Origin of the sequence: Streptomyces sp. AC512_CC834 (genome assembly GCF_019049325.1) — a bacterium.
Lineage (GTDB): Bacteria > Actinomycetota > Actinomycetes > Streptomycetales > Streptomycetaceae > Streptomyces.
This window is the reverse complement of the sequence record NZ_JAGMUO010000104.1, coordinates 246,406-267,822: the sequence shown is the minus strand read 5'-3', so window position 1 is coordinate 267,822 and position 21,417 is coordinate 246,406. Positions and strand designations below refer to the sequence as shown.

Genomic DNA, 21,417 nt, shown 5'->3' with positions numbered 1-21,417 from the left:
GCCTCGGACACGTCGTCGGCGAAGTCGTGCAGCGTCCTCGCGAGCGTACGTACGCGTTGTGGGTCGCCCGGGGTCGGGTCCTTGTCCAGGTCCAGGACATGCCAGTCACTCGGCCTGTGGCCCACCATCACGCAACCCCCGTCAGCCCACGCACATCAGCAACAACCCCTATGCACACGGGAACTTACAAGGCACAGCCGTTCGAAGAAAGGTGGCTCCTGAACCGGCTCGGCTCACCGGAGCGTGGGCGTTCGGGGGGATGCCGCGAGCAGAACGCCGCCCGGTCGAGGCTCGGCCTCGCAGTCATCGATGTCCGCGCACCGCCCTCCAGGCGTCGCCGACCGTGTAGGCGACCGTCAGTCGCCAGGCGTCCAGCTTGTTCCGCACCGCTGACCAGACGCTCCAGCACTTCAACCACATCGGCAGCCGTCGGAACGGTACGAAGGTCAGGGTGTCGTCGATGGCGTTCACCGCGATGCTCCTGCTGCCCGGCCCCTTTGCTCGCAGTGCGGCGTAAAGCTCCGGCGTCAGCTCGCCGTTGAGGCGGGCCGCCGTTCCCGCCGCAGTGCAGGCGAACCCGCGCTGAGCGACATCCGGCAGTTGTATCGCCCTGACGATCCGGGGTGACGCGTCCTCCAGCGGGCAGTTGAAGGCCAGCCCGATCGCCGCCGTGCCGAGCCGGCGCTCACCGCGCTCGAACGCGGCGTCCCACTCCGCGGGGTCGTCCAGAGCCAGCAGCCGTTCGCCGGTCTCCCAGTTCCAGTCGGCCGTCACGCCGTTGCCCGCCTCCTCTCGTGCTCGTCAGCCCACGAACCGGAACGTCGACGTGATCGCGTCGAAGATGTCGAAGAAGGAGTCCGCGAGGTCGAGGACCTGGCTGCTGCCGGCGACCAGGGCGACCTTGCCCTCCTGGCCGGGGACCGGGATGTACGTCTGCATGAGCACCGCGCGGACGGTGCGGTTGAGGGCGTCGCCGGGGACCGGGATGTCCTCGATCCCCTGGGTGCGGGCCGCGGGGCCCACGCCGGGGACGTCGACGGTCGTCACCTTGCGCCAGGAGTCGCCGGGCTTCTTCGCCTCCTTGACGGCGAGTTGGGCGGCGACGGCGGCCGGGTCGGTGGAGAGGGGGTCGCCGGACGACGTACGGCCGCCTACCAGCGACACCGTCACCGAGCCCGTGATCGGGGTGTCGCCGCCGAAGCTCTCCGCCATGCAACCGCAGTACAGCGCGCCGGACTTCCACGCGTCGGACGCCGCCTTCTGGAGGAAGGTGACGTAGGCGCCGCGGGAGGGCTTCAGCTCCGGGTACTGGCGTATTCGGTCGTCGACCATGCGGCGGATCGAGTCGTCCCGCGACTCCGGGCGTACGTCGAACTCCCACCAGGACTCCGGGACCTTGATCCGGAACCCGCCCCGCTCGACGGTCAGTGCCTCCGTGTAACGGGCCATGACGTACCCGGCCTCCCCGCGCGTCACTCGATCAGGTTTTCCGACATCGTCCCATTGATCGAGTGGCCGGGCCCAGCCGTGACCCGGCCGTGGCCCAGCCGTTGCCCTGTCATGGCCCTGCCCGGGTCTACCCCCGCTTCGCCACCGTCAGCAGTACCGCCGCGTCCTCCAGCGCCTCCAGGCTGTGGCGGGCCGGGGGAATCAGGATGAGGTCGCCGGAGCGGCCTTCCCAGGAGGTGTCGCCGCTGACGAGGCGGACCCGGCCGCGCAGGACCTGGACGGTCGCCTCGCCGGGGTTCTCGTGCTCGGCGAGGGTGGTGCCGGCGGTCAGGGCCAGGAGGGTCTGGCGCAGGACGTGCTCGTGGCCGCCGTGGACCGTGGTGGCGCTGCGGCCGCTCGAGGTGGCGGCGGCGTGTTCGAGGTGTTCGCGGGCGAGGGCGTCGAGGGAGAGTTTCCGCATGGGTGCAAGTCTCACCGTCGGCGGCGGACGGCCACCAGGGCCATGTGGGGCAAGCCGGTCAGCGATTGGACAGAGCGATTGGACAGTTTGTCCCGGCAGAAACTGCGCTCAAGCGGCATATTCGCGACATACCGGCGGGACAAACTGTCCAATCAGCCTCAGATCACGCCCTGTGCCAGCATCGCGTCGGCCACCCGCTCGAAGCCCGCGATGTTCGCGCCGGTCACGTAGTCGCCGGGGGCGTCGTAGCGCTCGGCGGTTTCGTGGCAGGTGGTGTGGATGCTGGTCATGATCTCCGCCAGCTCCTCCTCGACCCGCGCCGACGTCCACGACGTACGGGCGTGGTTCTGGGCCATCTCCAGGGCGCTGACCGCGACGCCGCCCGCGTTGGCCGCCTTGCCGGGGCCGAAGGCGACGCCCGCCTGCTGGAGCAGGTGCACGGCCTCGGGGGTCGTCGGCATGTTGGCGCCCTCGGAGACGGCCTTCACGCCGTTGCGGATCAGCGCGGTCGCGTCGTTCTCGTCGAGTTCGTTCTGCGTGGCCGACGGGAGGGCGAGGTCCGCCGGGACCTCCCAGACGCGGCCGCCGGGGACGAAGCGGGCCGAGGCGCCCCGGCGCTCGGCGTACGAGTCGACGCGGCCGCGCTCGACCTCCTTGATCTGCTTCAGCAGGTCGAGGTCGATGCCCTTCTCGTCGACGACGTAGCCGGAGGAGTCCGAGCAGGTGACGGCGTTCGCGCCGAGGGCGGTCAACTTCTCGATCGTGTAGATCGCGACGTTGCCGGAGCCCGAGACGACCGCGGTCTGGCCCTCCAGGTCCTCGCCGCGCTCGCGCAGCATCGCCGCCGCGAAGAGCACGTTGCCGTAGCCGGTCGCCTCCGGGCGGATCAGCGAGCCGCCCCAGCCCGCGCCCTTGCCGGTGAGGACGCCGGCCTCCCAGCGGTTGGTGATCCGGCGGTACTGGCCGAAGAGGTAGCCGATCTCGCGGCCGCCGACGCCGATGTCCCCGGCCGGTACGTCCGTGTGCTCGCCGATGTGCCGGTACAGCTCCGTCATGAAGGACTGGCAGAACCGCATGACCTCCGCGTCGCTGCGCCCGTGCGGATCGAAGTCGCTGCCGCCCTTGCCGCCGCCGATGCCGAGGCCGGTCAGCGCGTTCTTGAAGATCTGCTCGAAGCCCAGGAACTTGATGACGCCCAGGTTGACGGAGGGGTGGAAGCGCAGGCCGCCCTTGTACGGGCCCAGCGCGCTGTTGAACTCGACGCGGAAGCCCCGGTTGACGCGGACGCGGCCCTGGTCGTCCTGCCACGGCACCCGGAAGAGGACCTGCCGCTCCGGCTCGACCAGCCGCTCGACGAGGCCGGGCTCGGCGTACTCGGGGCGGGCGGCGAGTACCGGCGCGAGCGTTTCGAGGACCTCGTGGGCGGCCTGGTGGAACTCGGGCTGGGCCGGGTTGCGGTGTTCGATCTCGGTGAGCAGGTGGTCGAGCGCGGTCCTGGTCTCGCTTCGCGTCGTCACGTAGGCCCTTTCTGGCACGGCGGACACCGGTCGCTTGCACCGACCGGTGAGGGGCGCTCGGCGCCGTTGCCGCGCGCGGGACACTTAAGTGTTACGCGCATGTAAAGGCCGTGGCCAGCACCCGGTCAATGGATGAGACGAAGGCCTCCCGGCGCAGGTTACGCGTCTCCGTTGAGCATCCGCGCGGTGAGGACGTTTCCGCCGACGCCCCAGCCGCCGTCGGGGACCTCGTCGACCAGGACCACGGTGGTGGGACGGGCGCGTTCTCCGTAGATCTCCGCGTACAGGTCGGTGGTGCGCTCGACGATCTTCCGCTTGTCCTCGGCGGTGAGGGTGCCCGCGGGGACTTTGAAGTGGGCGAAGGGCATGTCAGATCATCCCTCCGTTGGCGCGCAGGATCTGGCCGTTCACCCAGTGCCCGGCGGGGCTGCCGAGGAAGGCGACCACGGCGGCGATGTCGTCCGGGGTGCCCAGCCGCTCCAGGGGCGGGGTCTTCGCGAGCCGGTCGATCTGCTCGGGGGTCTTGCCGTCGAGGAACAGGTCCGTGGCCGTCGGCCCGGGCGCGACCGTGTTCACGGTGATGTCCCGGCCGCGCAGCTCCCGCGCCAGGATCAGCGTCATCGCCTCCACGGCGCCCTTGCTCGCCGCGTAGGCGCCGTACGTGGGGAACTGCGTGCCGACGACGGACGTCGAGAAGCCGATGAAGGAACCTCCTGTACGCAGTCGCCGTGCCGCCTGCTGGGCGACCACGAAGGTGCCGCGGATGTTGGTGCGGTGCATGGCGTCGAGTGCCGCCAGGTCCAGGTCGGCGATCGGGGACAAGGTCATCCGTCCGGCCGCGTTGACGACCACGTCGACGCCGCCGAACTCCTCCTCCGCCCGGTCGAACAGCGCGGCGATCTCCTTCTCCTCTGCCACGTCCGCCTGTACGGCGACCGCCCGCCCGCCGGCCTCGGTGATCGCCGTCACCGTCTCGTCGGCGGCCGAGGCGTCGCGGGCGTAGTTCACGACGACGGCCAGGCCGTCCTGGGCGAGCTTCTGCGCGACCGCCCGGCCGATGCCGCGCGATCCGCCGGTGACGACGGCGACCCGGGTGCCGGCCGGGCGGTCGTGTTCGGGAGTCTGCGGGCTCGTTTGGTTCGTGTGGCTCGTGTCGTTCGTGTCGTTCGTGTCGTTCGTGTCGTTCGTGGGATGTGCGTGCGTGGTCATGGCTCCACGATGCGCGCGGTCGGCCCGCGCAGCCAGGGGATGTCATCCCCTGGGTCGCCGCCCCGGCCGAGCGCACAATGGACGGCATGAGCGCCGTGAAGTACGCCGAGCTGGGGACCTTCCTGCGGTCGCGACGTGAGCGCATCCGCCCGGCCGAGGTCGGGCTCCCTGCCGGACCGCGCCGCCGGGTGCCGGGGCTGCGCCGCGAGGAGGTCGCCCAGCTCGCCGGGGCGTCGGTGGACTACTACAACGAGCTGGAGCGCGGCGCCGGGTCCCAGCCGTCCGAGCAGATGATCGCCGCGCTGGCGAGGGCACTGCGGCTGTCCGGCGACGAGCGGGACTACCTCTACCGGCTCGCCGACCGGCCGGTGCCCGTGCAGGGCGGGCCCGCCTCGCACGTACACCCCGGCATGCTGGACCTGCTCGGCCGGATGACGTCGACCCCGGCGCAGGTGATCACCGACCTGCACGTCACCCTCGTACAGAATCCGCTGGCGGTGGCGCTGCTCGGGGACCAGTCCGGATACCGGGGGCCCCGGGCCAGCTTCGTCCACCGGTGGTTCACCGAGCCGGAGGCCCGGCGCCTGTATCCGGAGGCCGACCACGAGGGCAAGTCCCGCTCCTTCGTCGCGGACCTGCGGGCCGCCGCCGCGCGCAGGGACAAGAAGGACGCGGAGGTCGGCTCGATGATCCGTACGCTGCTCGCCGTCTCCCCCGAGTTCGCCGCGCTGTGGGCCGACCACGAGGTGGCCTTCCGACGCGAGGACCGCAAACGGCTCGTCCACCCCGTGATCGGTGTGATCGAGGTCAACTGCCTCAACCTCTCCAGCGAGGACGGCCGTCAGCGGCTGCTCTGGTTCACCCCGGCCGTCGGGACCGACAGCGCGGGGCTGCTGGATCTGCTGACGGTCGTGGGGACGCAGGAGGTCGCCGAGCCGACGGGCTGACTTCGCGATCACCGCGACCCCCCACTCGTCGTCCGGATCGACCTCCCATCCCGCCTCTCCCGTCTCGCCCTTGAGCCGGCCCGCCTCCGCGGGCCCCACCGCCTCACGTCCACCGTCGCCATGCCGCACCCCTCCGTCGCCCCGCGATGCCCTACCCGTACCAACCACCCCGACCGTCCGGACAGCACCGGACAACCGACGGACAGTCACCACCCACCCGATGGAAACGGGCTGACATACGGGAGACCTCATGTCCAAGACCCTGGTCGACATCGACATCGACGACGACAAGCCGGCCCTCGCTCAGCGGAAGCTCGGCACCAGGAGCAAGCGGGAGACCATCGACCGCGCGCTGACCACAGCGTCCGCCGCCAGTGCCGATGACCGGGCACGAGCACTGCGCCGGCTCCAGGAGAACGCCGACGCGTTCCTGGACTTCGACGTCCTCGCAGAACGGGAACGGGCGGGCCTGTGACCTACCTGGCCGACACCTCCGCCGCGTGGCGGCTGCTGCGCGCGGACGGCTCGGTTCCCCTTGGTCGAGGATCGTGGAGGTACAGCGGGACCTGGCCAAGATCGGTCACCATCGCGGCCCCTCTCCCATGGACATCCTGATCGCCCTCGCTGCCGGGCACCATCACGTGACCGTTCTCCATGTCGACGACGACTTCGCGGCCATCGCCAAGGTGAGGCCGGACATCCACATGGTCCGGGGCGAAGCGCGAAGCGACTGACCCCGAGACGCCACAGCGCCCGCGCCCGGCGACAACCAGGCGTTGGGCACTTGCCGTTGGAACGCCGGTGCCCCGATGCATACGTCAGGAGACGCGCCCCCACGCCACGCGGCGCCCGTCTCGCCCGTCTGCTCGCGACCGAGCAACTCCGCTTCTGGGGCGTGCCGCTGGACCCGGCACGCCATCTCGTCGCCGAACTGGCCAACAACGCGGCGGATCACGGACGCGTGCCCGGCCGCGATTTCCGGCTCACCCTCTACCTCTACGTCGTCGGCGAGACCCTCCGCATCGAGGTCACGGATACCCGGGGCCAGGAGCTGCCCCGTCCCCAAAGCCCCGCCCCCGACGCGGAATCCGGCCGTGGACTGCTGCTCGTCGAGGCGCCGGCGGACCGCTGGGGAGTAACCGAGGGGCGCTTTCCGCGCAAGACCGTACGGGCCGAACTGCACTTCACGCCACCGCAACCCACGTCCTGAGGCTGCGGTGCCGTCGGCGCCCAACCAAGGAAAGAACCCGGGGAGAAAGAACCCCACCAAGCCCCACCCCTCCCGCCCGAGGCTCTCGTCACCCGGGCGGGTGAACATCACCGGTTGAGCTGGATTTCCGGGCCCCCAACACCCCTACTCTCAGCGCAAGCAAACACATCACCCAAAAATACTTCGGCCCCCGCTGGGACTGTCATCCCGGTGCGAGGGCCTACCACCAAGGAAGAGGAAGACCTTCCCGATGGGTACCCAAAACCCTAGCGCGCCCCCGCACGCCCCGTCAGCCCCCGCCGACAACCCGACCCGTACGCGTCGCCGCCGCCGCGGCGGCGGCATCGTCCACGAGAACACCCGCCACACCACCCGCTTCGTGGTGATCGGCAACCACCTGGTCCAGCACGAGGAGCTGTCCCTCCTCGCGATCGGCCTCGGCTGCCACCTCCAGTCGCTGCCCACCGGCGCGGGCGCCGACATCAAGTCAATCACCGCCCGCTTCCCCGAGGGCCGCACCCGCATCGCCGCCGCCCTGCGCGAACTCGAAACCCACGGCTACCTGCGCCGCGAACGCCACCGCACGACGACCGGCCACATCGTCAGCCGCACGGTCTCCTGCAACCAGCCGAACGCGGCCACCCACCGCGAGCCGACCGACACCGGCGACTGCCCGGACCGCCCCCCGACACCCCGGTCGTCCACCGAACCGACCGCACCGCCCCGACAGCCCCGCCCGCCAGAGCAGCCCCCCGCACCACCGGAGCAAGCACCCCCACCCCACCCGCCCTGCACCACACCAGGCGAAACCGGCACCCGCACCCGCACCACCCCTCGCCCCCGCACGCCGTCCCGCAGCCCAGTTGCACCGCGCCCGCCCTCCTCCAACAGGCCACCGACCTCCTCACCACCCTGCGCCGACACGACCCCCGCCTCCTCCTCTCCGCCACCGACACCGCCCACCTCACCCCCGGCGTCGCCGCCTGGCTCGAACGGGACATCACCCCCACCGCCGTACGCCACGCCCTGACCACCGACCTCCCGGACGAACCCCTGCGCCGCCCCGCAGCCCTCCTCGCCCACCGCCTCACCGCCCAACTGCCACCCCCGCCCCCGTTCAGAGCCGCCCCGGCCGGTCCGCCACCACCCCGCCACGACGTACGCAACTGCGACGGCTGCGACCGCGGCTTCCGCGCCCCCGAGACCGAAGACCGCTGCCGCGACTGCCGCACAGCCGCCAGCGACGCACCGCCCGGGACACCCTTTGAGCAGGGCCCTTCACACACTCGTTGAACAGGAGAAACACACCTCGATGTTCGCGTCCCGATTCCCCAGCCGTCCCGGACGACTACCCTGGCCAGTGCACTCCCGGGAGGACTTCATGAGCACTCAGGCCGACCACGGACACGAGCTGGTCCCCCGCCCCGAGCAGACGCCGGACGCGCTGCGAGCCGCCCTCACCGTCGTCGCGCCCGGGCGTCTGCCGGAGATGCAGCAGACCAAGGAAGAGGCGTTCGCCAAGGCCCTGGAATGGCAGTCGCTCAGCCCGGTACGCGGCTGGGCCCTGGCTTGGGCCCGCGACATCGAGATCGCCCGCCGACCCGACCTCGCGGCCCGCCACTCCCTGGCCAAGAACAACCTGGAACACCAGGACGCGTACGTGGCCCGTGAAGCCCTGCGAGAGCTGAGTGCCGTCCTCGACGAGGCGATGAAGGCAGTACACGCTTGAGCTGGTCCTGGGAGTACGCCTTCGGCGCGGAGGAAGCCGCCCGCACCGCCCCTCCCGTCTTCCTCACCGTCGTGGAACGCAAGGCCGCCGAGTTGGTCAGAGCGGCAGAAGCACGGTACCTGCACGGTCGCGCGTACGGCGGAGACGATCCGAAGGGCGGCGACATCGCAGTCCCCGGCGGAATGTTCACCTACCAGATCGTCGTGCGGGATGAACGCGTCTACGTCGTCCAGATCACCTACCTGGGCTTCTGAGACGGCGCACGCCCGAGAACGGACATCGCGACACTCGTCCCACTACGGCCCTGGCCGCGCTGGCGGCCATCCTGCGTCCGGCCGCACTCCGCTGTCAGGTCCCGTGCGAGTGACAGCTTCCAGGAACGCGCCCAGCATGGTGACGGGCTTCGCATACTGTGACGCCGGGAACCGTGACCGTGGAAGTTTGCGCACAGGACCGCTCATCACGCCACCGTAGACACACAGAACGGATGCCCCGCCGGGTCCAGCAGCACCCGCCAGCGGTCCGGTGACGGCTGGAAGTCGGGCTTCGTGGCGCCCAGGGCGAGCAGGCGGGCCTCGCCCGCGTCCAGGTCGTCGACGCCGATGTCGATGTGGGCCTGCTTCTCCTGGGTGGTGCCCGGCCAGGTGGGCGGGCGGTAGTCGGGCAGGCGGCAGAAGCCGAGGCCGGCGGCGCCGTCCTTGCCGCCGAGCAGGTAGAAGTCGTCGGTGGAGAAGGCGACGGGGAGGTCGAGGGCCTCGGCGTAGAAGCGGGCCGTCTCGGCGGGGTCGGCGCAGTCGAAGGTGACGGCCGAGTAGTGGAACGTGGGGGTCTTCTCGGACGGGGTGTGGGTGTTCTCCGTTGTCGTCATGGGAGAGACCGTAGGACGTGACCAGGACAGTTTCGGTCCTGGTCGTCGACCGGGTGCGTGGCAGACTTCGGAAGCGTGCTCAGTACTTCCGCCCGGCTGCTGCGACTCGTCTCCCTGCTCGCCGTCCGTCCCGCCTGGACCTGCGGTGAGCTGGCCGAGCGGATGGAGGTCACGGAGCGGACGGTGCGGCGGGACGTCGCCCGGCTGCGGGAACTCGGGTACGCCGTCGACTCCGATCCGGGGCCGTGGGGCGGGTACCGGCTGCGGCCCGGGACGCGTACGCCGCCGCTGATCCTCGACGACGAGGAGGCCCTCGCCGTGGCCGTCGGGCTGCGGGAGGCCGCGTTGAGCGGGGCGCTCGGCGGGGACCAGGCGGCGCTGTCGGCGTTGCTGAAGCTGCGGCAGGTGCTGCCGCGGCGGGTCGCGGAGCGGCTCGGGGACATGGACGCGGCCTTCGTGCAGACGCCGCGGGCCGGTCAGCCGCAGGTCGCGCCGGGGATGCTGCTGGAGCTGGCGGCCGCGTGCCGGCGCGGCGAGCGGGCGCGGATGGCGTACCGGGGCTGGGAGGGGCGGGCCAGTGTGCGGGACGTGGATCCGTACCGGCTCGTGCACACCGGGCGGCGCTGGTACTTCGTGGCGCGGGACGTCGAGCGGGGCGAGTGGCGGACCTTCCGGGCCGACCGGGTGGAACGGCTGCAGCCGACCGGGCGGGCCGTCGAGTTCACCGACCCGCCGCCCGATCCGGCGCTCCTCGTGTCCCGCGCGAGCGCGACCGGGCCGTACGCGCTGCTGGCCACCGTCCGCCTGCCGGTGCCCATGGAACAGGCGCTGCGGTTGATTCCCGCCACGGTCGGGCTGCACCGGGCCGACGGGCCGGACGTCACCGTCGTCGATGTCGGCGGGCCGGACGCCGAGGGGCTGGCCGGGTATCTGCTGGGGCTCGGTACGCCGTTGCGCGTCCTTGCGCCGGACTCCGTGCGGGAGGCACTGCTGCGCCGGACGCGGGCGCTGCTCGCGGAGAACGCGGACGCGGACGGGGCGGCGGAGCCGGAGCGGGCCTGAGCGGGCCTGAGCCCCGGCCGCGGAAGTACTTGAAGTTTCTTTCACAGGTCCGTACCAACCTCTTGCCCCCGCCCTCCCCGCGTCGCAAGCTCCCCTCATGGAGCTGGAGTTGCGGCATCTCAAGACGGTCCGGGCCATCGCCGACGCCGGCAGCCTCACCAGGGCGGCGACGGCTCTCGGGCTCGCGCAGCCCGCGTTGAGCGCACAGCTCAAGCGGATCGAACGGGCCCTGGGCGGCGCGCTGTTCGTGCGTGGACGGCACGGGGTGCGGGCCACCGCGCTGGGCGAGCTGGTGCTGGAGCGGAGCCGGATCGTGCTGCCCGCGGTGACCGAGTTGCAGCAGGAGGCGGCCCGGTTCGCCCGGGCGCCGCACACGACGGAGCGGCTGCGGATCGGCGGCACCCACGGGCCCTTGCTGGGCGCCCTCCTCGACCGGCTGGCCGGTGTGGCGCCCGACGCCCGGATGACGACCTGCACCTCCTGGTCGGAGCGGGAGCTTGCCGCCCAACTCGCGGAGGGGAGGCTCGACTTCGCGCTTGCTGGTACCTGCGGCACCGCGTCGCCGCCCGTCGGCGAGGGGCTGGTGTGGCGGGAGGTCGCCGTCGACCCGGTGTTCGTGATGATGCCCGAGGGCCACCCGCTCGCCCACCGCGCGGAGGTGGACCTGACGGAGCTGGCGGACGAGGAGTGGTCCTGTGTACCCGGCGACGGCTGCTTCGGCGACTGCTTCAGCGCGTCGTGCGCCCGCGCCGGGTTCACCCCGCGCCGCATGTACGAGACGGACACCGCGTCGCTCGTGCACCTGGTGCAGGTGGGGCGGGCGGTGGGGCTGTGCCGGGCGACCTTTCCGACCACGCCCCAGATCGTGACCCGGCCCCTCGCCGGCACCCCGCTGACCTGGCGGCACCTGATCGGCTGGCACGCGGTGACGCAGCGGCAGGACACCGCGGCCGCCGTACTCTCGCAGGCGCGCATGGCGCACGCGAGCGTGGCGGCGAACAGCGACAGCTACACGGAGTGGATGTCGGCCCACCGGGTTCCCTGACGCCGATTCCCTGATGCCTTCCCCGATGTCTCCACCCCCAGCCCCGCGGCATTCCATAACACCGGGGAGAGGGACGACTGACCTCTTATGGCGGGCGGTTGTCCCTCCCTACGGTTTCGGCACCTCCCCACCGAGACCGAGGAGATCCCCCATGCCCCACGGACACCGAAACCGACACCGGCCCCACCACACCAGAGCCATGGGTGCCGCCGTCGCCGCGACCGCCGCTCTGCTCGTGGCCGGGCTCAGCGGCTCCGCGAGCGCCGGGACGGCGCCCGTCAGCTCCGCCCCCACCGCGGCAGAGACCCTGCGCACCGACGCCGCGCCCCCGGCGCTCCTCAAGGCCATGCAGCGGGACCTCGGCCTCGACCGCCGGCAGGCGGAGCGCCGCCTCGACAACGAGGCCGAGGCGGGCGCCACCGCGGGCCGGCTGCGTGCCGCGCTCGGCGGCGACTTCGCGGGGGCATGGGTGCGGGGCGCCGAGTCCGGCACCCTGACCGTGGCGACGACCGACGCGGACGACGTCGCCGCGATCGAGGCGCGCGGCGCCGTGGCGAAGGTCGTACGCCACTCGCTCGCCGACCTGGACGCGGCCAAGGCCCGCATGGACAAGGCGGCGGCCGACCTGAACACCGCCGACGCGCCCGTCTGGTACGTCGACACGCGCGACAACACCGTCGTCGTGGAGGCGATCCGTCCGGCGGCGGCGCGTTCACTGCTGGCGGCGGCCGGTGTCGACCGTTCCCTCTCCCGCGTCGAGAAGCGCACCGAGCGGCCCCGCACCTTCTACGACCTCCGCGGCGGCGAGGCGTACTACATCAACAACAGCACCCGCTGCTCGATCGGCTTCCCGATCACCAAGGGCACCCAGCAGGGCTTCGCCACCGCCGGCCACTGCGGTCGGGCGGGCTCCAGTACGACCGGCGCCAACCGGGTGTCCCAGGGCACCTTCCAGGGCTCGATCTTCCCCGGCCGCGACATGGCGTGGGTGGCCACCAACTCCAGTTGGACGGCGACCCCGTACGTCCTCGGCGCCGGTGGGCAGAACGTCCAGGTCACCGGTTCCACGGCGGCTCCGGTCGGCGCGTCCGTCTGCCGTTCCGGCTCGACGACCGGCTGGCACTGCGGCACCGTCACGCAGTTGAACACCAGCGTCACCTACAAGGAAGGCACCATCTCCCCGGTCACCCGGACCTCGGTGTGCGCGGAGCCCGGCGACTCCGGCGGCTCGTTCATCTCGGGCAGCCAGGCGCAGGGTGTCACCTCGGGCGGCTCGGGCAACTGCCGGTCCGGCGGCGTGACCTACTTCCAGCCGATCAACGCGCTGCTGCAGAACTACGGGCTCACCCTGAAGACCACCGGCGACGACGGCGGGGACCCGGGTGACCCGGGCGACCCGGGCGAGCCCGGCGGCACCTGGGCGGCCGGCACCGTCTACCAGGCGGGCGACACCGTGACGTACGGCGGCGCCACCTACCGCTGCCTCCAGGGCCACCAGGCCCAGCCGGGCTGGACGCCGGCGAACGTACCCGCGCTGTGGCAGCGGATGTGAGCCGCCACCACTGACCCCCACAGGGGGCAACGGGGGACGGGTCCGGGCGCGCGTGAGGGAGAGCGCCCGGGCCCGGTCACGTCGTCGTACGGCCGTGGCCCTCAGGTGCGGGTGACCGTGCCGCACTCGTCCCCCGGCGTGTCCCTCATCTCCCCGCTGCGGTCGTACGGGTCGACAGAGGGCCCCGTCGCCTGCTTCCGGTCCGCGGGGAAGAAGGGGTGCAGGTAGCCGTCATACAGCTTGCACGCGGTGTTGTACGTGTTGACCTTGTACTCGTGGATCGCGAGCTTGCCCCGCGTGGCGTGCCACCGGTCGGGGTCAAGGAGCAGCGTCGTGATCTCACGGCGCACGATGGTGCGCTCGACGTGGTCGCCCCCGTCGGACTTCACCAGCGGATACACGAAGGTGTAGTCGGCGTGCACCTTGATCTCGCCCGGCTTCCCCCCGGCCAGCGACATGCGGCCGCGCACCTTGACCACGTCGCCCGCGAGCCGCACCTCGTCGGGGTCGAACCGGCTGAACAGCCCGACGGGGTCGTATTCGCGCGACGGCTCGCGCAGCCCCCGCCGCTGGTCCGGCAGCAGGTCCTTCTGCGCCTCGGGATCGAGCAGGCCGAGCGCCTCCTCGGGCCGTCCACCCGCGATCACGTCCGGGTCGAGGTTGGCGGCGACGAGGAACTCCTTGGTACGCCGCAGGGCCAGCTCCGCGTCGGCCTTGCTCATCCCGGCCACCGCCTTGGCCTGAGGCAGCTCGATGGCGTCGGCGCCGTCGGCCCAGCGCAGGGCGGGCGAGCCGCGGAACGGGTGCTCGACGGTGGGGCCGCCCGACCGGTCCACCTGGCCGGGGGCACCGCTCGGCCGCGCCGTCTCGGCGGGCAGCGGCGTCGGCGACGCGGCCGCCTCCGCCTCCCCGCCGGGGAGGCGGTCCGTGACCAGGGAGGGCCGCAGGGCGATCACCGCGACCGCCGCCAGCACCACCACGCCGACGACCGCGCCCCACCCGCGCCGGCGTTCGCGACCATCGCCCTTCGGGGTGCGTTGCGGGGCACGCCAGGGTGCGGGCTCTTCCTGCCCGCGCAACCGTGCGGTCACCATCCGCGCCCGCGCCGACGGCTCCTTGGGCGCGGCGGTGCCACCGCCTTCGGCGGCCTCTCGGAGGAATGCCTCCAACTGCTCGTCGGAGAGGGAGGGGGCCGAGTCGTCGTCGGAACGGTCGGGTGGCGGGACGGAACTCACGGGCTCACTTTTCTGCGTGGCGGGGCCGGGGCTTTCGGCGATCAATCGTGCCGCCACATGGAGGAAAAGTGCCGGGCCGTGAGGGATTTGTGACCGAACCCGTACGTCAGGACCTCAGATACGTCAGCACCGCCAGCACCCTGCGGTGCGTCTCGGTCGCCGGGGGCAGGTCGAGCTTGGTGAGGATGCTGCCGATGTGCTTGCCCACGGCCGCCTCGGAGACGACGAGTTCGCGGGCGATGGCGCCGTTGGACCTGCCCTCCGCGATCAGGGCGAGCACCTCCCGCTCGCGCGGGCTGAGCCGCTCCAGCGGGTCCCGTCGGCGGCGCAGCAACTGGCGTACCACCTCGGGGTCGACGACCGTGCCGCCGTCCGCGACCTCGGTCAGCGCGTCGACGAACTCCTCGACCTGGCCGACGCGGTCCTTCAGCAGATAGCCGACGCCGGTGCCGTCGCCGGAGTCCAGCAGCTCGGCGGCGTAGGCCCGTTGTACGTATTGGCTGAGGACGAGAACGGGCAGGGCGGGCCGCCGCTCGCGCAGCCGCACCGCCGCGTGCAGGCCCTCGTCCTGGAAGCCGGGCGGCATACGGACGTCGGTGACGACGATGTCCGGGGTGTGGTCCGCGACGGCCGCGACGAGTGCCTGCGCGTCGCCGACGCCCGCCACGACCTCGTGGCCGAAGCGGGCGAGCAGGCCGGTCAGACCGTCCCTCAGCAGCACGCTGTCCTCCGCCAGTACTACGCGCAGGGCTCGGTCCACTCGCAAGGAATCTCCACGGACAACAGGGTGGGTCCGCCCGGCGGGCTGGACAGGGAGAGTCTGCCATCCAGGACCGACACCCGGTCGGCGAGTCCGGTCAGCCCGCTGCCCGCCCCGGGGGCGGCCCCGGCGGCCACGGGGTCGGCCCCCGGGTCGGCCCCGCCCCGGCCGTCGTCGCGGACGCGCAGGATCAGCCGTCCGTCGCGGTGGCCACCGCTCACCTCGGCGCGGTCGGCGCCGCTGTGCCTGCCGATGTTGGCGAGGGCCTCGCAGACCACGAAGTAGGCGGCGGCCTCGACGGCCTGGGGCAGCCGTCCGGGCAGTTCCAGGGTGACGTCGACGGGGACGGCGGAGCGGTCGGCGGCGTCGGCGACGGCCGCCGCCAGGCCGTAGTCGGCGAGGACCTTGGGGTGGATGCCGTGGATCAGCTCGCGCAGTTCCTCCAGGGCCCGGGCCGCCTCGCCGTGCGCCTTGGCGAGCTGGTCGGCGAGCGGGCCGGGCGGCGCGTCCAGGCGGGCCAGGCCGAGGGTCATCGTCAGGGCGACGAGGCGCTGCTGCGCGCCGTCGTGCAGGTCGCGTTCGATGCGGCGCCGCTCGGCCTCGAAGGCGTCCACCAACCGCACGCGGGAGCGGGCGAGTTCGACGACCCTGGTGTCCGGGCCGCCCTCGCGCGGGGTGCCCACGAGGACGCGGGTCAGCTCGGCCCGCGCGCCCGCGGCCAGGCCCAGCGCGTAGGCGCCCAGGGCGAGGAGGAGCAGTCCGAGCACCGCGACGCCGAGTGCGGTCGGCCAGGTGGTGACCGTCCACTGCTTGAGGACCTTCGCCTCCTCACCGCCGCCGACGGTGGCCATCAGCAGCGGGGTCGCGGCCAGGTAGAGGGGTACCGCCAGGACGAGCACGACGACCAGGGCGTCCAGCGGCCACAGCAGGAGGGCGAACAGCAGGGCGTGGCCGAGTTCCCGCCAGGTCGCCCGCTCCCGCAGGCGCGTGGTCAGCCAGGCCCACGGGCCGGTGGCGGGCGGCTGCCGTACGGGGCGGGCGGGGGCGGGGGCACGGTCGATCAGGCGCAGCCGGTGCCGTTCCAGCCGGGCCACGGGGATGCCCACGAGGGCGGTGAGCACCAGCAGGGGCAGGCCCACCAGGACGACGGCGAGTACTCCTGCGAGGGCGACCGCGGCCGTGATCACCACCAGGGCCAGGGCGCCGGCCAGTGCGCCGGTCACCAGGTAGGCGACCGCGCGCCAGGGCCACTCCGACAGCAGGTAGCCGCAGCCGCGGGCGGACAGGGCCTGCCACAGGTCGCGTGGGCGGGAGCGGGAGCGGGGGTGCATGCGGATCACCGTAGAACCCGTGCGCGCGGCGGGGCCATCGGTCCAGTGGGCGTCTTGGGGGTATGGCCTGCCCTACCCCGGTTCTCGCCCCTGCCGCACTGCGCCGGGGTGGCCGCGGGCGGTTTCGTGGTGCCGGTCAGTGAAGCAGACGGCACCCGACGAGTGGGGACATGGGGACATGGGGACACATGATGACGACGCGATACGGCTGCGGTCCGTCAGCCGACGGTACGGGTCGGGCGACAGCGGGGTGACGGCCCTCGACGAGGTCACCGTCGCCTTCCCCCGGGGGACGTTCACGGCCGTCATGGGCCCTTCCGGGTCGGGCAAGTCGACCCTCCTGCAGTGCGCCGCCGGCCTGGACCGGCCCACGTCGGGGTCGGTGGTCGTCGGCGGCACCGAGCTGACCGGACTGAGCGAGCGGCGGCTGACCCTGCTGCGCCGTGAACACGTCGGCTTCGTCTTCCAGGCGTTCAACCTGCTGCCGTCGCTGACCGCCGAGCAGAACGTGGCGCTTCCGCTGCGCCTGGCCGGGCGCCGGCCTCCTCGCGGCCGGGTGCGCGAGGTGCTGCGGCAGGTCGGCCTCGGTGACCGTGCCCGGCACCGGCCCACGCAGTTGTCCGGCGGCCAGCAGCAACGCGTCGCTCTGGCGCGCGCGTTGATCACCCGCCCCGCGGTGCTGTTCGCCGACGAGCCGACCGGCGCCCTGGACTCGCGCACCGGCCGCGAGGTGCTGAGCCTGCTGCGCGGCATGGTCGACGACGGGGGCCAGACCGTCGTCATGGTCACGCACGACCCGGTCGCCGCCGCCTACGCCGACCGCGTGGTCTTCCTCGTCGACGGCCACGTGAGCGGCGACCTGACCGGCGCGGGCGCCGACACCATCGCCGCCCGCCTGACCGGACTGGAGACAGCACCGTGCTGAGCGCCGTCCTGCCCACGATGCGCACCCGCCCGCGCATCCCCCGACCGACCCCACCGAACGCCTCCCCCGCCGCCCCGGAGAACGCGCCATGCTGAGCATCGCCCTGCGCACGATGCGCACCCGTTGGGTCAGCTTCGTCGGCAGTTTTGTCGCGTTGGCGTTGGGGGTCGCGCTGCTCGCCGTGACGGGGCTGGCGCTGGCCTCGTCGCTGGACGCGCCCGAGCGGGTGCCGGAGCGGTTCGCCGCGGCGCCGGTCGTGGTCCGGGGGCAGGACACCCTGCGGGTGCCGACGCCCGTCGGTGAGCGTACGGAGGAGCTGGCACGGCCCCGTGCCGTGCCCGGCGCGGTCGTGGCCCGGCTGGAGCGGCTCGGCACGGTCGTCGTGGACCGGTCCTTCCCGGTACGCGTCCACGGCCGGGACGTGCACGGCCAGGGCGATCACGGCCGAGACGTTCACGGCCGCAGCGTGCCCGGTGACCTGGTGGGTCACCCCTGGTCCACCGCCGCCTTCGCCCCGTACCGGATCGACGCGGGCCGCGCGCCGCGTGCCGCCGACGAGGTGGTCGTCACCGGCGGCTGGGCCGCGCCGGGCGATCGGGTGCGCACGGACCGGGGCACCCTGCGGGTCGTGGGCACCGTGCGCGGCCTCGGTTTCGAGGACGCCGTCTTCTTCACCGACGCGCGGGCCGCCCGGCTCGACCCGGTCAGCGTTCAGTTGACGGTCGACGCGGAGGCGTCCGACGTACGGGACGCCGTGCGGGACGCCGTGCGCGGCAGCGCGGGTGTGCGGGTGCTCACCGGGGACGACCGGCGGTACGCCGACGCCGATCCCGACCGGGACCGCGAGGCGCTGACCGCGCTGAACGCCCTGTTCGGCACGGCCGGCGGCGTCACCGCGTTCGTGTCGGTGTTCGTCGTGGCGTCCACCTTCGCCTTCGCGGTGGCCCAGCGGCGCCGGGAGTTCGGGCTGCTGCGCACGGCCGGGGCGACGCCTGGGCAGCTCCGCCGGACGGTGCTGGCCGAGGCCCTCGGCGTCGGCGTGCTCGCCTCCGCGGCCGGCTGCGTGCTCGGCGCGTACGGAGCCCCGCACCTGGCGGCACGGGTGGTCGACGACGGCCTGGCACCGGCCTGGTTCAGCATCGGCGACCAGACCTGGCCGTACCACGTGGCCTTCTGGACGGGCCTCGCCGTCGCCCTGTGCGGCGCGTTCGCGGCGTCGTGGCGGGCGGGGAGGACCGGTCCCGTCGAGGCGCTGCGCGAAGCCTCCGTGGACGCCGGGACGATGACCCGGGGCCGGTGGCTGTGCGGCGCGGGGCTGCTGCTGACCGCGCTGGTGACGCTGGGCGTCTCCCTGGCCGGCGACCCCGGCGACCTGCTGCACCGCAAGACCTACGTGAGCCGGCCGATGCTGCTGATCACCGCGGTCGCGCTGCTGGCACCGGTCGTGGTGCGCCCGCTGACCCGTTCACTGACCCGGCTCCCGGCACGCCTGCCGAGCGCCACGGGCATGCTGGTGCGCGAGAACGCGGCCGCCGGTGTCCGCCGTACCGCGGCCGTCGCCGCACCGGTGCTGGTCACGGTCGCCCTCACGGGATCACTGCTCGGTGCCACCGCGACCCTCAACGAGGCGAAGGCCACCGAGACGCGCGAGCGGACCGTCGCCGCCTTCGTGATCACCGCACCCGGCGACGGCGGCACGGGCCTCGACGGCACGGGCGTCGGCCATACGGGACTCGACCGTACGGGACTCGACAGCACGGGCCTCGACCGCCGGACCCTGGACCGGCTGCGCGCGATCCCCGGGACGGAGATCTCACCGTCCTCGTCGAGCGCGGTGTACGTCCTGGAGGACGACGTGGCACTCATCAGGTCCGACGCCCGCGCCGTCGCCGACCCGGAGGCGCTCACCGCCACCACCCGGCTGCCGCTCGCGGCGGGGAGGGCGACCGACCTGGACGACCACTCGATCATCGTGAACGAGGAGTGGGAAGAGCACACGGTCGGCCGGAACGTGCGGGTGTGGCTCGGCGACGGCACGGAGAAGACACTGCGCATCGCCGCGGTGATGCACACCGGCACCGGCGGCAACGGCGTCTACGTCACCCCCGCCAACGCGCCCCGCGCCCCGGTCGACCGGGTGGACGTCGCCCTCACGGACGGCGCCGACGCCGACGCGGTGGCCGACCGGCTGCGGGAAGCGGTGGGACCGGCCGGCGGGCAGGTGTCGACCGGGGACGAGTGGATCGCGGCCGCCCGGCCCCAGACCAGCGGCACGACCCGGCTCGGCTTCCTCCTGGTCCTCGGCATCGCCCTGCTCTACACCGCCATCTCGCTGGTCAACACGATGCTGATGGCCACCTCCGACCGGGCCCGCGACCTCGCGGTGCTGCGGCTGGCCGGGGCCACCAAAGGCCAGGTGCTCCGCCTGGTCGGCGCCGAGTCGCTGACGGTCGTCGCGGTCGGCGCGCTGCTGGGTCTTGTCGTCACCGGGCTCAACCTGGCAGGGATGTCGGCGGCGCTGGGCCTGCTCTCGGTACCCGTCGCGCCGGTGCTGCCGTGGGCGGCCGTCGGTACGACCGCGGGTGCCTGCGCGGTCCTCACCGTGGCGGCGTCGGTCGCACCCGCGGCCCTGACGCTGCGACGCCGCCCGGTGGAGCCGGCAACCATCCGTGAGTGACCGGAAGGGGACAGCGAAAGGGCCCGTACGACCGAAGTCGTACGGGCCCTTTCAGGCATCAGCCAATGTCGGCCCATGCCAGGTCGTCAGGTCAGGCCAGGCCGGGTAGGACCGACCGACCGACCGACCGACAAGCAGGCGGAGCCTACTTGTTGATCTTGGTGACCTGGCCGGCGCCCACGGTCCGGCCACCCTCGCGGATGGCGAACTTCAGGCCCTCTTCCATGGCGACGGGCTGGATGAGCTCCACCTTCATCTCGGTGTTGTCACCCGGCATGACCATCTCGGTGCCCTCGGGGAGGGTCACGACGCCGGTCACGTCCGTCGTACGGAAGTAGAACTGCGGACGGTAGTTGTTGAAGAACGGCGTGTGGCGGCCACCCTCGTCCTTGGACAGGATGTAGGCCTGCGCCTCGAACTCGGTGTGCGGGGTGACCGAGCCCGGCTTGATGATGACCTGGCCGCGCTCGACGTCCTCGCGCTTGATGCCGCGAAGCAGCAGACCGACGTTCTCACCGGCCTGGCCCTCGTCGAGGAGCTTCCGGAACATCTCGATGCCGGTGACCGTGGTGGTGGTCTTGTCCTGCTTGATGCCGATGATGTCGACGGTCTCGTTGACCTTGAGGATGCCGCGCTCGATACGACCGGTGACGACGGTGCCACGACCGGTGATCGTGAAGACGTCCTCGATCGGCATCAGGAACGGCTTGTCGACGTCGCGCTCGGGCTCCGGGATGGCCTCGTCCACGGCCTTCATGAGCTCGAGGACCGAGTTGCCCCACTCCTTGTCGCCCTCGAGGGCCTTCAGGGCGGAGACCTTGATGACCGGCAGCTCGTCACCCGGGAACTCGTACTCGGAGAGCAGCTCACGCACCTCGAGCTCGACGAGCTCCAGGATCTCCTCGTCGTCCACCATGTCGGCCTTGTTCAGGGCGACGACGATGTACGGAACGCCGACCTGGCGGGCCAGGAGCACGTGCTCCTTGGTCTGCGGCATCGGGCCGTCGGTCGCGGCGACCACGAGGATGGCGCCGTCCATCTGCGCCGCACCCGTGATCATGTTCTTGATGTAGTCCGCGTGACCGGGGCAGTCGACGTGCGCGTAGTGACGCGTCTCCGTCTGGTACTCGACGTGCGCGATCGAGATCGTGATACCGCGCTGGCGCTCCTCGGGAGCCTTGTCGATCTGGTCGAAGGCCGAGGCCTCGTTCAGCTCGGGGTACGCGTCGTGCAGCACCTTGGTAATGGCGGCCGTGAGGGTCGTCTTACCGTGGTCGATGTGACCGATGGTGCCGATGTTGACGTGCGGCTTAGTCCGCTCGAACTTCGCCTTCGCCACTGGGGTCCTCCTGTGGAGTGGTTCTGTACGCCTTACTCATCGGCGCCAGGTGATCTTTGCTGGAAAGCCCGGGTGCCGGGGCATTCCGCCGGGTTTGCGGCG

The 21,417-nt window shown here is 72.4% G+C and carries 23 protein-coding genes and 1 pseudogene; 12 read left to right on the top strand and 12 right to left on the bottom strand.

What is annotated here, in order from left to right; translation table 11 throughout:
• Positions 1-303 precede the first annotated feature (303 nt).
• The 6 genes from KUM40_RS34815 to KUM40_RS34790 all read right to left on the bottom strand — a co-directional run bounded on the left by KUM40_RS34815 (position 304) and on the right by KUM40_RS34790 (position 4,635).
• On the bottom strand, positions 304-774 hold the full coding sequence (locus KUM40_RS34815; protein WP_217170282.1) for a hypothetical protein: 471 nt from the start codon (positions 772-774) through the stop codon (positions 304-306).
• A gap of 27 nt (positions 775-801) precedes the next feature.
• On the bottom strand, positions 802-1,449 hold the full coding sequence (locus tag KUM40_RS34810) for a hypothetical protein (RefSeq protein ID WP_217170312.1): 648 nt from the start codon (positions 1,447-1,449) through the stop codon (positions 802-804).
• Positions 1,450-1,576: 127 nt separating this feature from the next.
• Complete coding sequence (locus KUM40_RS34805; RefSeq protein ID WP_217170281.1) at positions 1,577-1,909, bottom strand: cupin domain-containing protein; 333 nt, start codon at positions 1,907-1,909, stop codon at positions 1,577-1,579.
• A 158-nt stretch (positions 1,910-2,067) separates the two neighbouring features.
• Entirely contained in the window at positions 2,068-3,426 is a 1,359-nt protein-coding gene (gene gdhA, locus KUM40_RS34800) for an NADP-specific glutamate dehydrogenase (protein WP_217170280.1), read from the bottom strand.
• A 158-nt stretch (positions 3,427-3,584) separates the two neighbouring features.
• Positions 3,585-3,794 (bottom strand): 4-oxalocrotonate tautomerase family protein, encoded by a 210-nt coding sequence (locus KUM40_RS34795; protein WP_217170279.1) that lies wholly within the window; start codon positions 3,792-3,794, stop codon positions 3,585-3,587.
• A 1-nt stretch (position 3,795) separates the two neighbouring features.
• The gene (locus tag KUM40_RS34790) at positions 3,796-4,635 is read right to left on the bottom strand and encodes an SDR family oxidoreductase (protein ID WP_217170278.1); all 840 of its coding nucleotides are present in this window, start codon (positions 4,633-4,635) and stop codon (positions 3,796-3,798) included.
• 77 nt (positions 4,636-4,712) lie between these two features.
• Here KUM40_RS34790 and KUM40_RS34785 point away from each other — a divergent pair, with 77 nt between their 5' ends.
• The gene (locus KUM40_RS34785) at positions 4,713-5,582 is read left to right on the top strand and encodes a helix-turn-helix transcriptional regulator (RefSeq protein WP_217170277.1); all 870 of its coding nucleotides are present in this window, start codon (positions 4,713-4,715) and stop codon (positions 5,580-5,582) included.
• On the opposite strand, the pseudogene KUM40_RS42755 reads toward KUM40_RS34785, so the two are convergent.
• Positions 5,568-5,681, bottom strand: a pseudogene (locus tag KUM40_RS42755) (transcriptional regulator); the annotation flags it as partial. The gene KUM40_RS34785 and the pseudogene KUM40_RS42755 overlap by 15 nt on opposite strands.
• A gap of 151 nt (positions 5,682-5,832) precedes the next feature.
• Here KUM40_RS42755 and KUM40_RS34780 point away from each other — a divergent pair.
• The 6 genes from KUM40_RS34780 to KUM40_RS34755 all read left to right on the top strand — a co-directional run bounded on the left by KUM40_RS34780 (position 5,833) and on the right by KUM40_RS34755 (position 8,775).
• The gene (locus tag KUM40_RS34780) at positions 5,833-6,057 is read left to right on the top strand and encodes a DUF2191 domain-containing protein (RefSeq protein ID WP_217170276.1); all 225 of its coding nucleotides are present in this window, start codon (positions 5,833-5,835) and stop codon (positions 6,055-6,057) included.
• 73 nt (positions 6,058-6,130) lie between these two features.
• Positions 6,131-6,316 (top strand): hypothetical protein, encoded by a 186-nt coding sequence (locus KUM40_RS34775; RefSeq protein WP_254396090.1) that lies wholly within the window; start codon positions 6,131-6,133, stop codon positions 6,314-6,316.
• Between the two features lie 50 nt (positions 6,317-6,366).
• Positions 6,367-6,792: an ATP-binding protein gene (locus KUM40_RS34770; protein ID WP_217170275.1), complete on the top strand. Its 426-nt coding sequence runs from the start codon at positions 6,367-6,369 to the stop codon at positions 6,790-6,792.
• Positions 6,793-7,042: 250 nt separating this feature from the next.
• Positions 7,043-7,822, top strand: a complete 780-nt coding sequence (locus KUM40_RS34765) for a helix-turn-helix domain-containing protein (RefSeq protein ID WP_254396140.1) — start codon at positions 7,043-7,045, stop codon at positions 7,820-7,822.
• 351 nt (positions 7,823-8,173) lie between these two features.
• Positions 8,174-8,521 carry a hypothetical protein gene (locus KUM40_RS34760; RefSeq protein WP_217170274.1) on the top strand — a complete coding sequence of 116 codons (348 nt, stop codon included), beginning with the start codon at positions 8,174-8,176 and terminating at the stop codon, positions 8,519-8,521.
• The gene (locus KUM40_RS34755; RefSeq protein WP_217170273.1) at positions 8,518-8,775 is read left to right on the top strand and encodes a hypothetical protein; all 258 of its coding nucleotides are present in this window, start codon (positions 8,518-8,520) and stop codon (positions 8,773-8,775) included. Before KUM40_RS34760 ends, KUM40_RS34755 begins: the two co-directional genes overlap by 4 nt.
• Before the next feature lie 206 nt (positions 8,776-8,981).
• Here the strand turns inward: KUM40_RS34755 and KUM40_RS34750 are convergent, their stop codons facing one another.
• A complete protein-coding gene (locus KUM40_RS34750; protein WP_217170272.1) occupies positions 8,982-9,389 on the bottom strand; it encodes a VOC family protein in 408 nt (135 codons plus the stop codon).
• A gap of 75 nt (positions 9,390-9,464) precedes the next feature.
• Between KUM40_RS34750 and KUM40_RS34745 the strand changes: the two genes are divergently transcribed.
• The 3 genes from KUM40_RS34745 (at position 9,465) to KUM40_RS34735 (ending at position 13,048) form a co-directional block, all read left to right on the top strand.
• Positions 9,465-10,451 carry a YafY family protein gene (locus KUM40_RS34745; protein WP_308401298.1) on the top strand — a complete coding sequence of 329 codons (987 nt, stop codon included), beginning with the start codon at positions 9,465-9,467 and terminating at the stop codon, positions 10,449-10,451.
• 97 nt (positions 10,452-10,548) lie between these two features.
• Complete coding sequence (locus KUM40_RS34740; protein WP_217170270.1) at positions 10,549-11,496, top strand: LysR family transcriptional regulator; 948 nt, start codon at positions 10,549-10,551, stop codon at positions 11,494-11,496.
• Between the two features lie 151 nt (positions 11,497-11,647).
• Entirely contained in the window at positions 11,648-13,048 is a 1,401-nt protein-coding gene (locus tag KUM40_RS34735) for a carbohydrate-binding protein (RefSeq protein WP_217170269.1), read from the top strand.
• A 101-nt stretch (positions 13,049-13,149) separates the two neighbouring features.
• On the opposite strand, the gene KUM40_RS34730 is transcribed toward KUM40_RS34735, so the two are convergent.
• The 3 genes from KUM40_RS34730 to KUM40_RS34720 form a co-directional block, all read right to left on the bottom strand.
• Complete coding sequence (locus tag KUM40_RS34730; protein WP_217170268.1) at positions 13,150-14,283, bottom strand: hypothetical protein; 1,134 nt, start codon at positions 14,281-14,283, stop codon at positions 13,150-13,152.
• Between the two features lie 106 nt (positions 14,284-14,389).
• Positions 14,390-15,049, bottom strand: a complete 660-nt coding sequence (locus KUM40_RS34725) for a response regulator transcription factor (protein WP_217170267.1) — start codon at positions 15,047-15,049, stop codon at positions 14,390-14,392.
• Positions 15,022-16,374 (bottom strand): sensor domain-containing protein, encoded by a 1,353-nt coding sequence (locus KUM40_RS34720; protein WP_217170266.1) that lies wholly within the window; start codon positions 16,372-16,374, stop codon positions 15,022-15,024. The genes KUM40_RS34725 and KUM40_RS34720 overlap by 28 nt, the downstream gene beginning before the upstream one ends.
• Before the next feature lie 178 nt (positions 16,375-16,552).
• Between KUM40_RS34720 and KUM40_RS34715 the strand changes: the two genes are divergently transcribed.
• Both KUM40_RS34715 and KUM40_RS34710 read left to right on the top strand, forming a co-directional pair.
• On the top strand, positions 16,553-17,299 hold the full coding sequence (locus tag KUM40_RS34715; protein WP_217170265.1) for an ABC transporter ATP-binding protein: 747 nt from the start codon (positions 16,553-16,555) through the stop codon (positions 17,297-17,299).
• An 88-nt stretch (positions 17,300-17,387) separates the two neighbouring features.
• Positions 17,388-19,976, top strand: a complete 2,589-nt coding sequence (locus tag KUM40_RS34710; RefSeq protein ID WP_217170264.1) for an FtsX-like permease family protein — start codon at positions 17,388-17,390, stop codon at positions 19,974-19,976.
• Positions 19,977-20,121: 145 nt separating this feature from the next.
• Here KUM40_RS34710 and tuf read toward each other — a convergent pair whose 3' ends face one another.
• Positions 20,122-21,315: an elongation factor Tu gene (gene tuf / locus KUM40_RS34705; RefSeq protein ID WP_217170263.1), complete on the bottom strand. Its 1,194-nt coding sequence runs from the start codon at positions 21,313-21,315 to the stop codon at positions 20,122-20,124.
• Positions 21,316-21,417: the final 102 nt, after the last annotated feature.

Excerpts from the sequence above, each read along its gene's own strand:
- KUM40_RS34810 (WP_217170312.1), bottom strand. The coding sequence starts at position 1,449 with ATGGCCCGTTACACGGAGGCACTGACCGTCGAGCGGGGCGGGTTCCGG.
- KUM40_RS34805 (WP_217170281.1), bottom strand. The coding sequence starts at position 1,909 with ATGCGGAAACTCTCCCTCGACGCCCTCGCCCGCGAACACCTCGAACAC.
- KUM40_RS34795 (WP_217170279.1), bottom strand. The coding sequence starts at position 3,794 with ATGCCCTTCGCCCACTTCAAAGTCCCCGCGGGCACCCTCACCGCCGAG.
- KUM40_RS34790 (WP_217170278.1), bottom strand. The coding sequence starts at position 4,635 with ATGACCACGCACGCACATCCCACGAACGACACGAACGACACGAACGAC.
- KUM40_RS34785 (WP_217170277.1), top strand. The coding sequence starts at position 4,713 with ATGGACGGCATGAGCGCCGTGAAGTACGCCGAGCTGGGGACCTTCCTG.
- KUM40_RS34780 (WP_217170276.1), top strand. The coding sequence starts at position 5,833 with ATGTCCAAGACCCTGGTCGACATCGACATCGACGACGACAAGCCGGCC.
- KUM40_RS34765 (WP_254396140.1), top strand. The coding sequence starts at position 7,043 with ATGGGTACCCAAAACCCTAGCGCGCCCCCGCACGCCCCGTCAGCCCCC.
- KUM40_RS34760 (WP_217170274.1), top strand. The coding sequence starts at position 8,174 with ATGAGCACTCAGGCCGACCACGGACACGAGCTGGTCCCCCGCCCCGAG.
- KUM40_RS34750 (WP_217170272.1), bottom strand. The coding sequence starts at position 9,389 with ATGACGACAACGGAGAACACCCACACCCCGTCCGAGAAGACCCCCACG.
- KUM40_RS34740 (WP_217170270.1), top strand. The coding sequence starts at position 10,549 with ATGGAGCTGGAGTTGCGGCATCTCAAGACGGTCCGGGCCATCGCCGAC.
- KUM40_RS34735 (WP_217170269.1), top strand. The coding sequence starts at position 11,648 with ATGCCCCACGGACACCGAAACCGACACCGGCCCCACCACACCAGAGCC.
- KUM40_RS34720 (WP_217170266.1), bottom strand. The coding sequence starts at position 16,374 with ATGCACCCCCGCTCCCGCTCCCGCCCACGCGACCTGTGGCAGGCCCTG.
- KUM40_RS34715 (WP_217170265.1), top strand. The coding sequence starts at position 16,553 with ATGGGGACACATGATGACGACGCGATACGGCTGCGGTCCGTCAGCCGA.
- KUM40_RS34710 (WP_217170264.1), top strand. The coding sequence starts at position 17,388 with ATGCTGAGCATCGCCCTGCGCACGATGCGCACCCGTTGGGTCAGCTTC.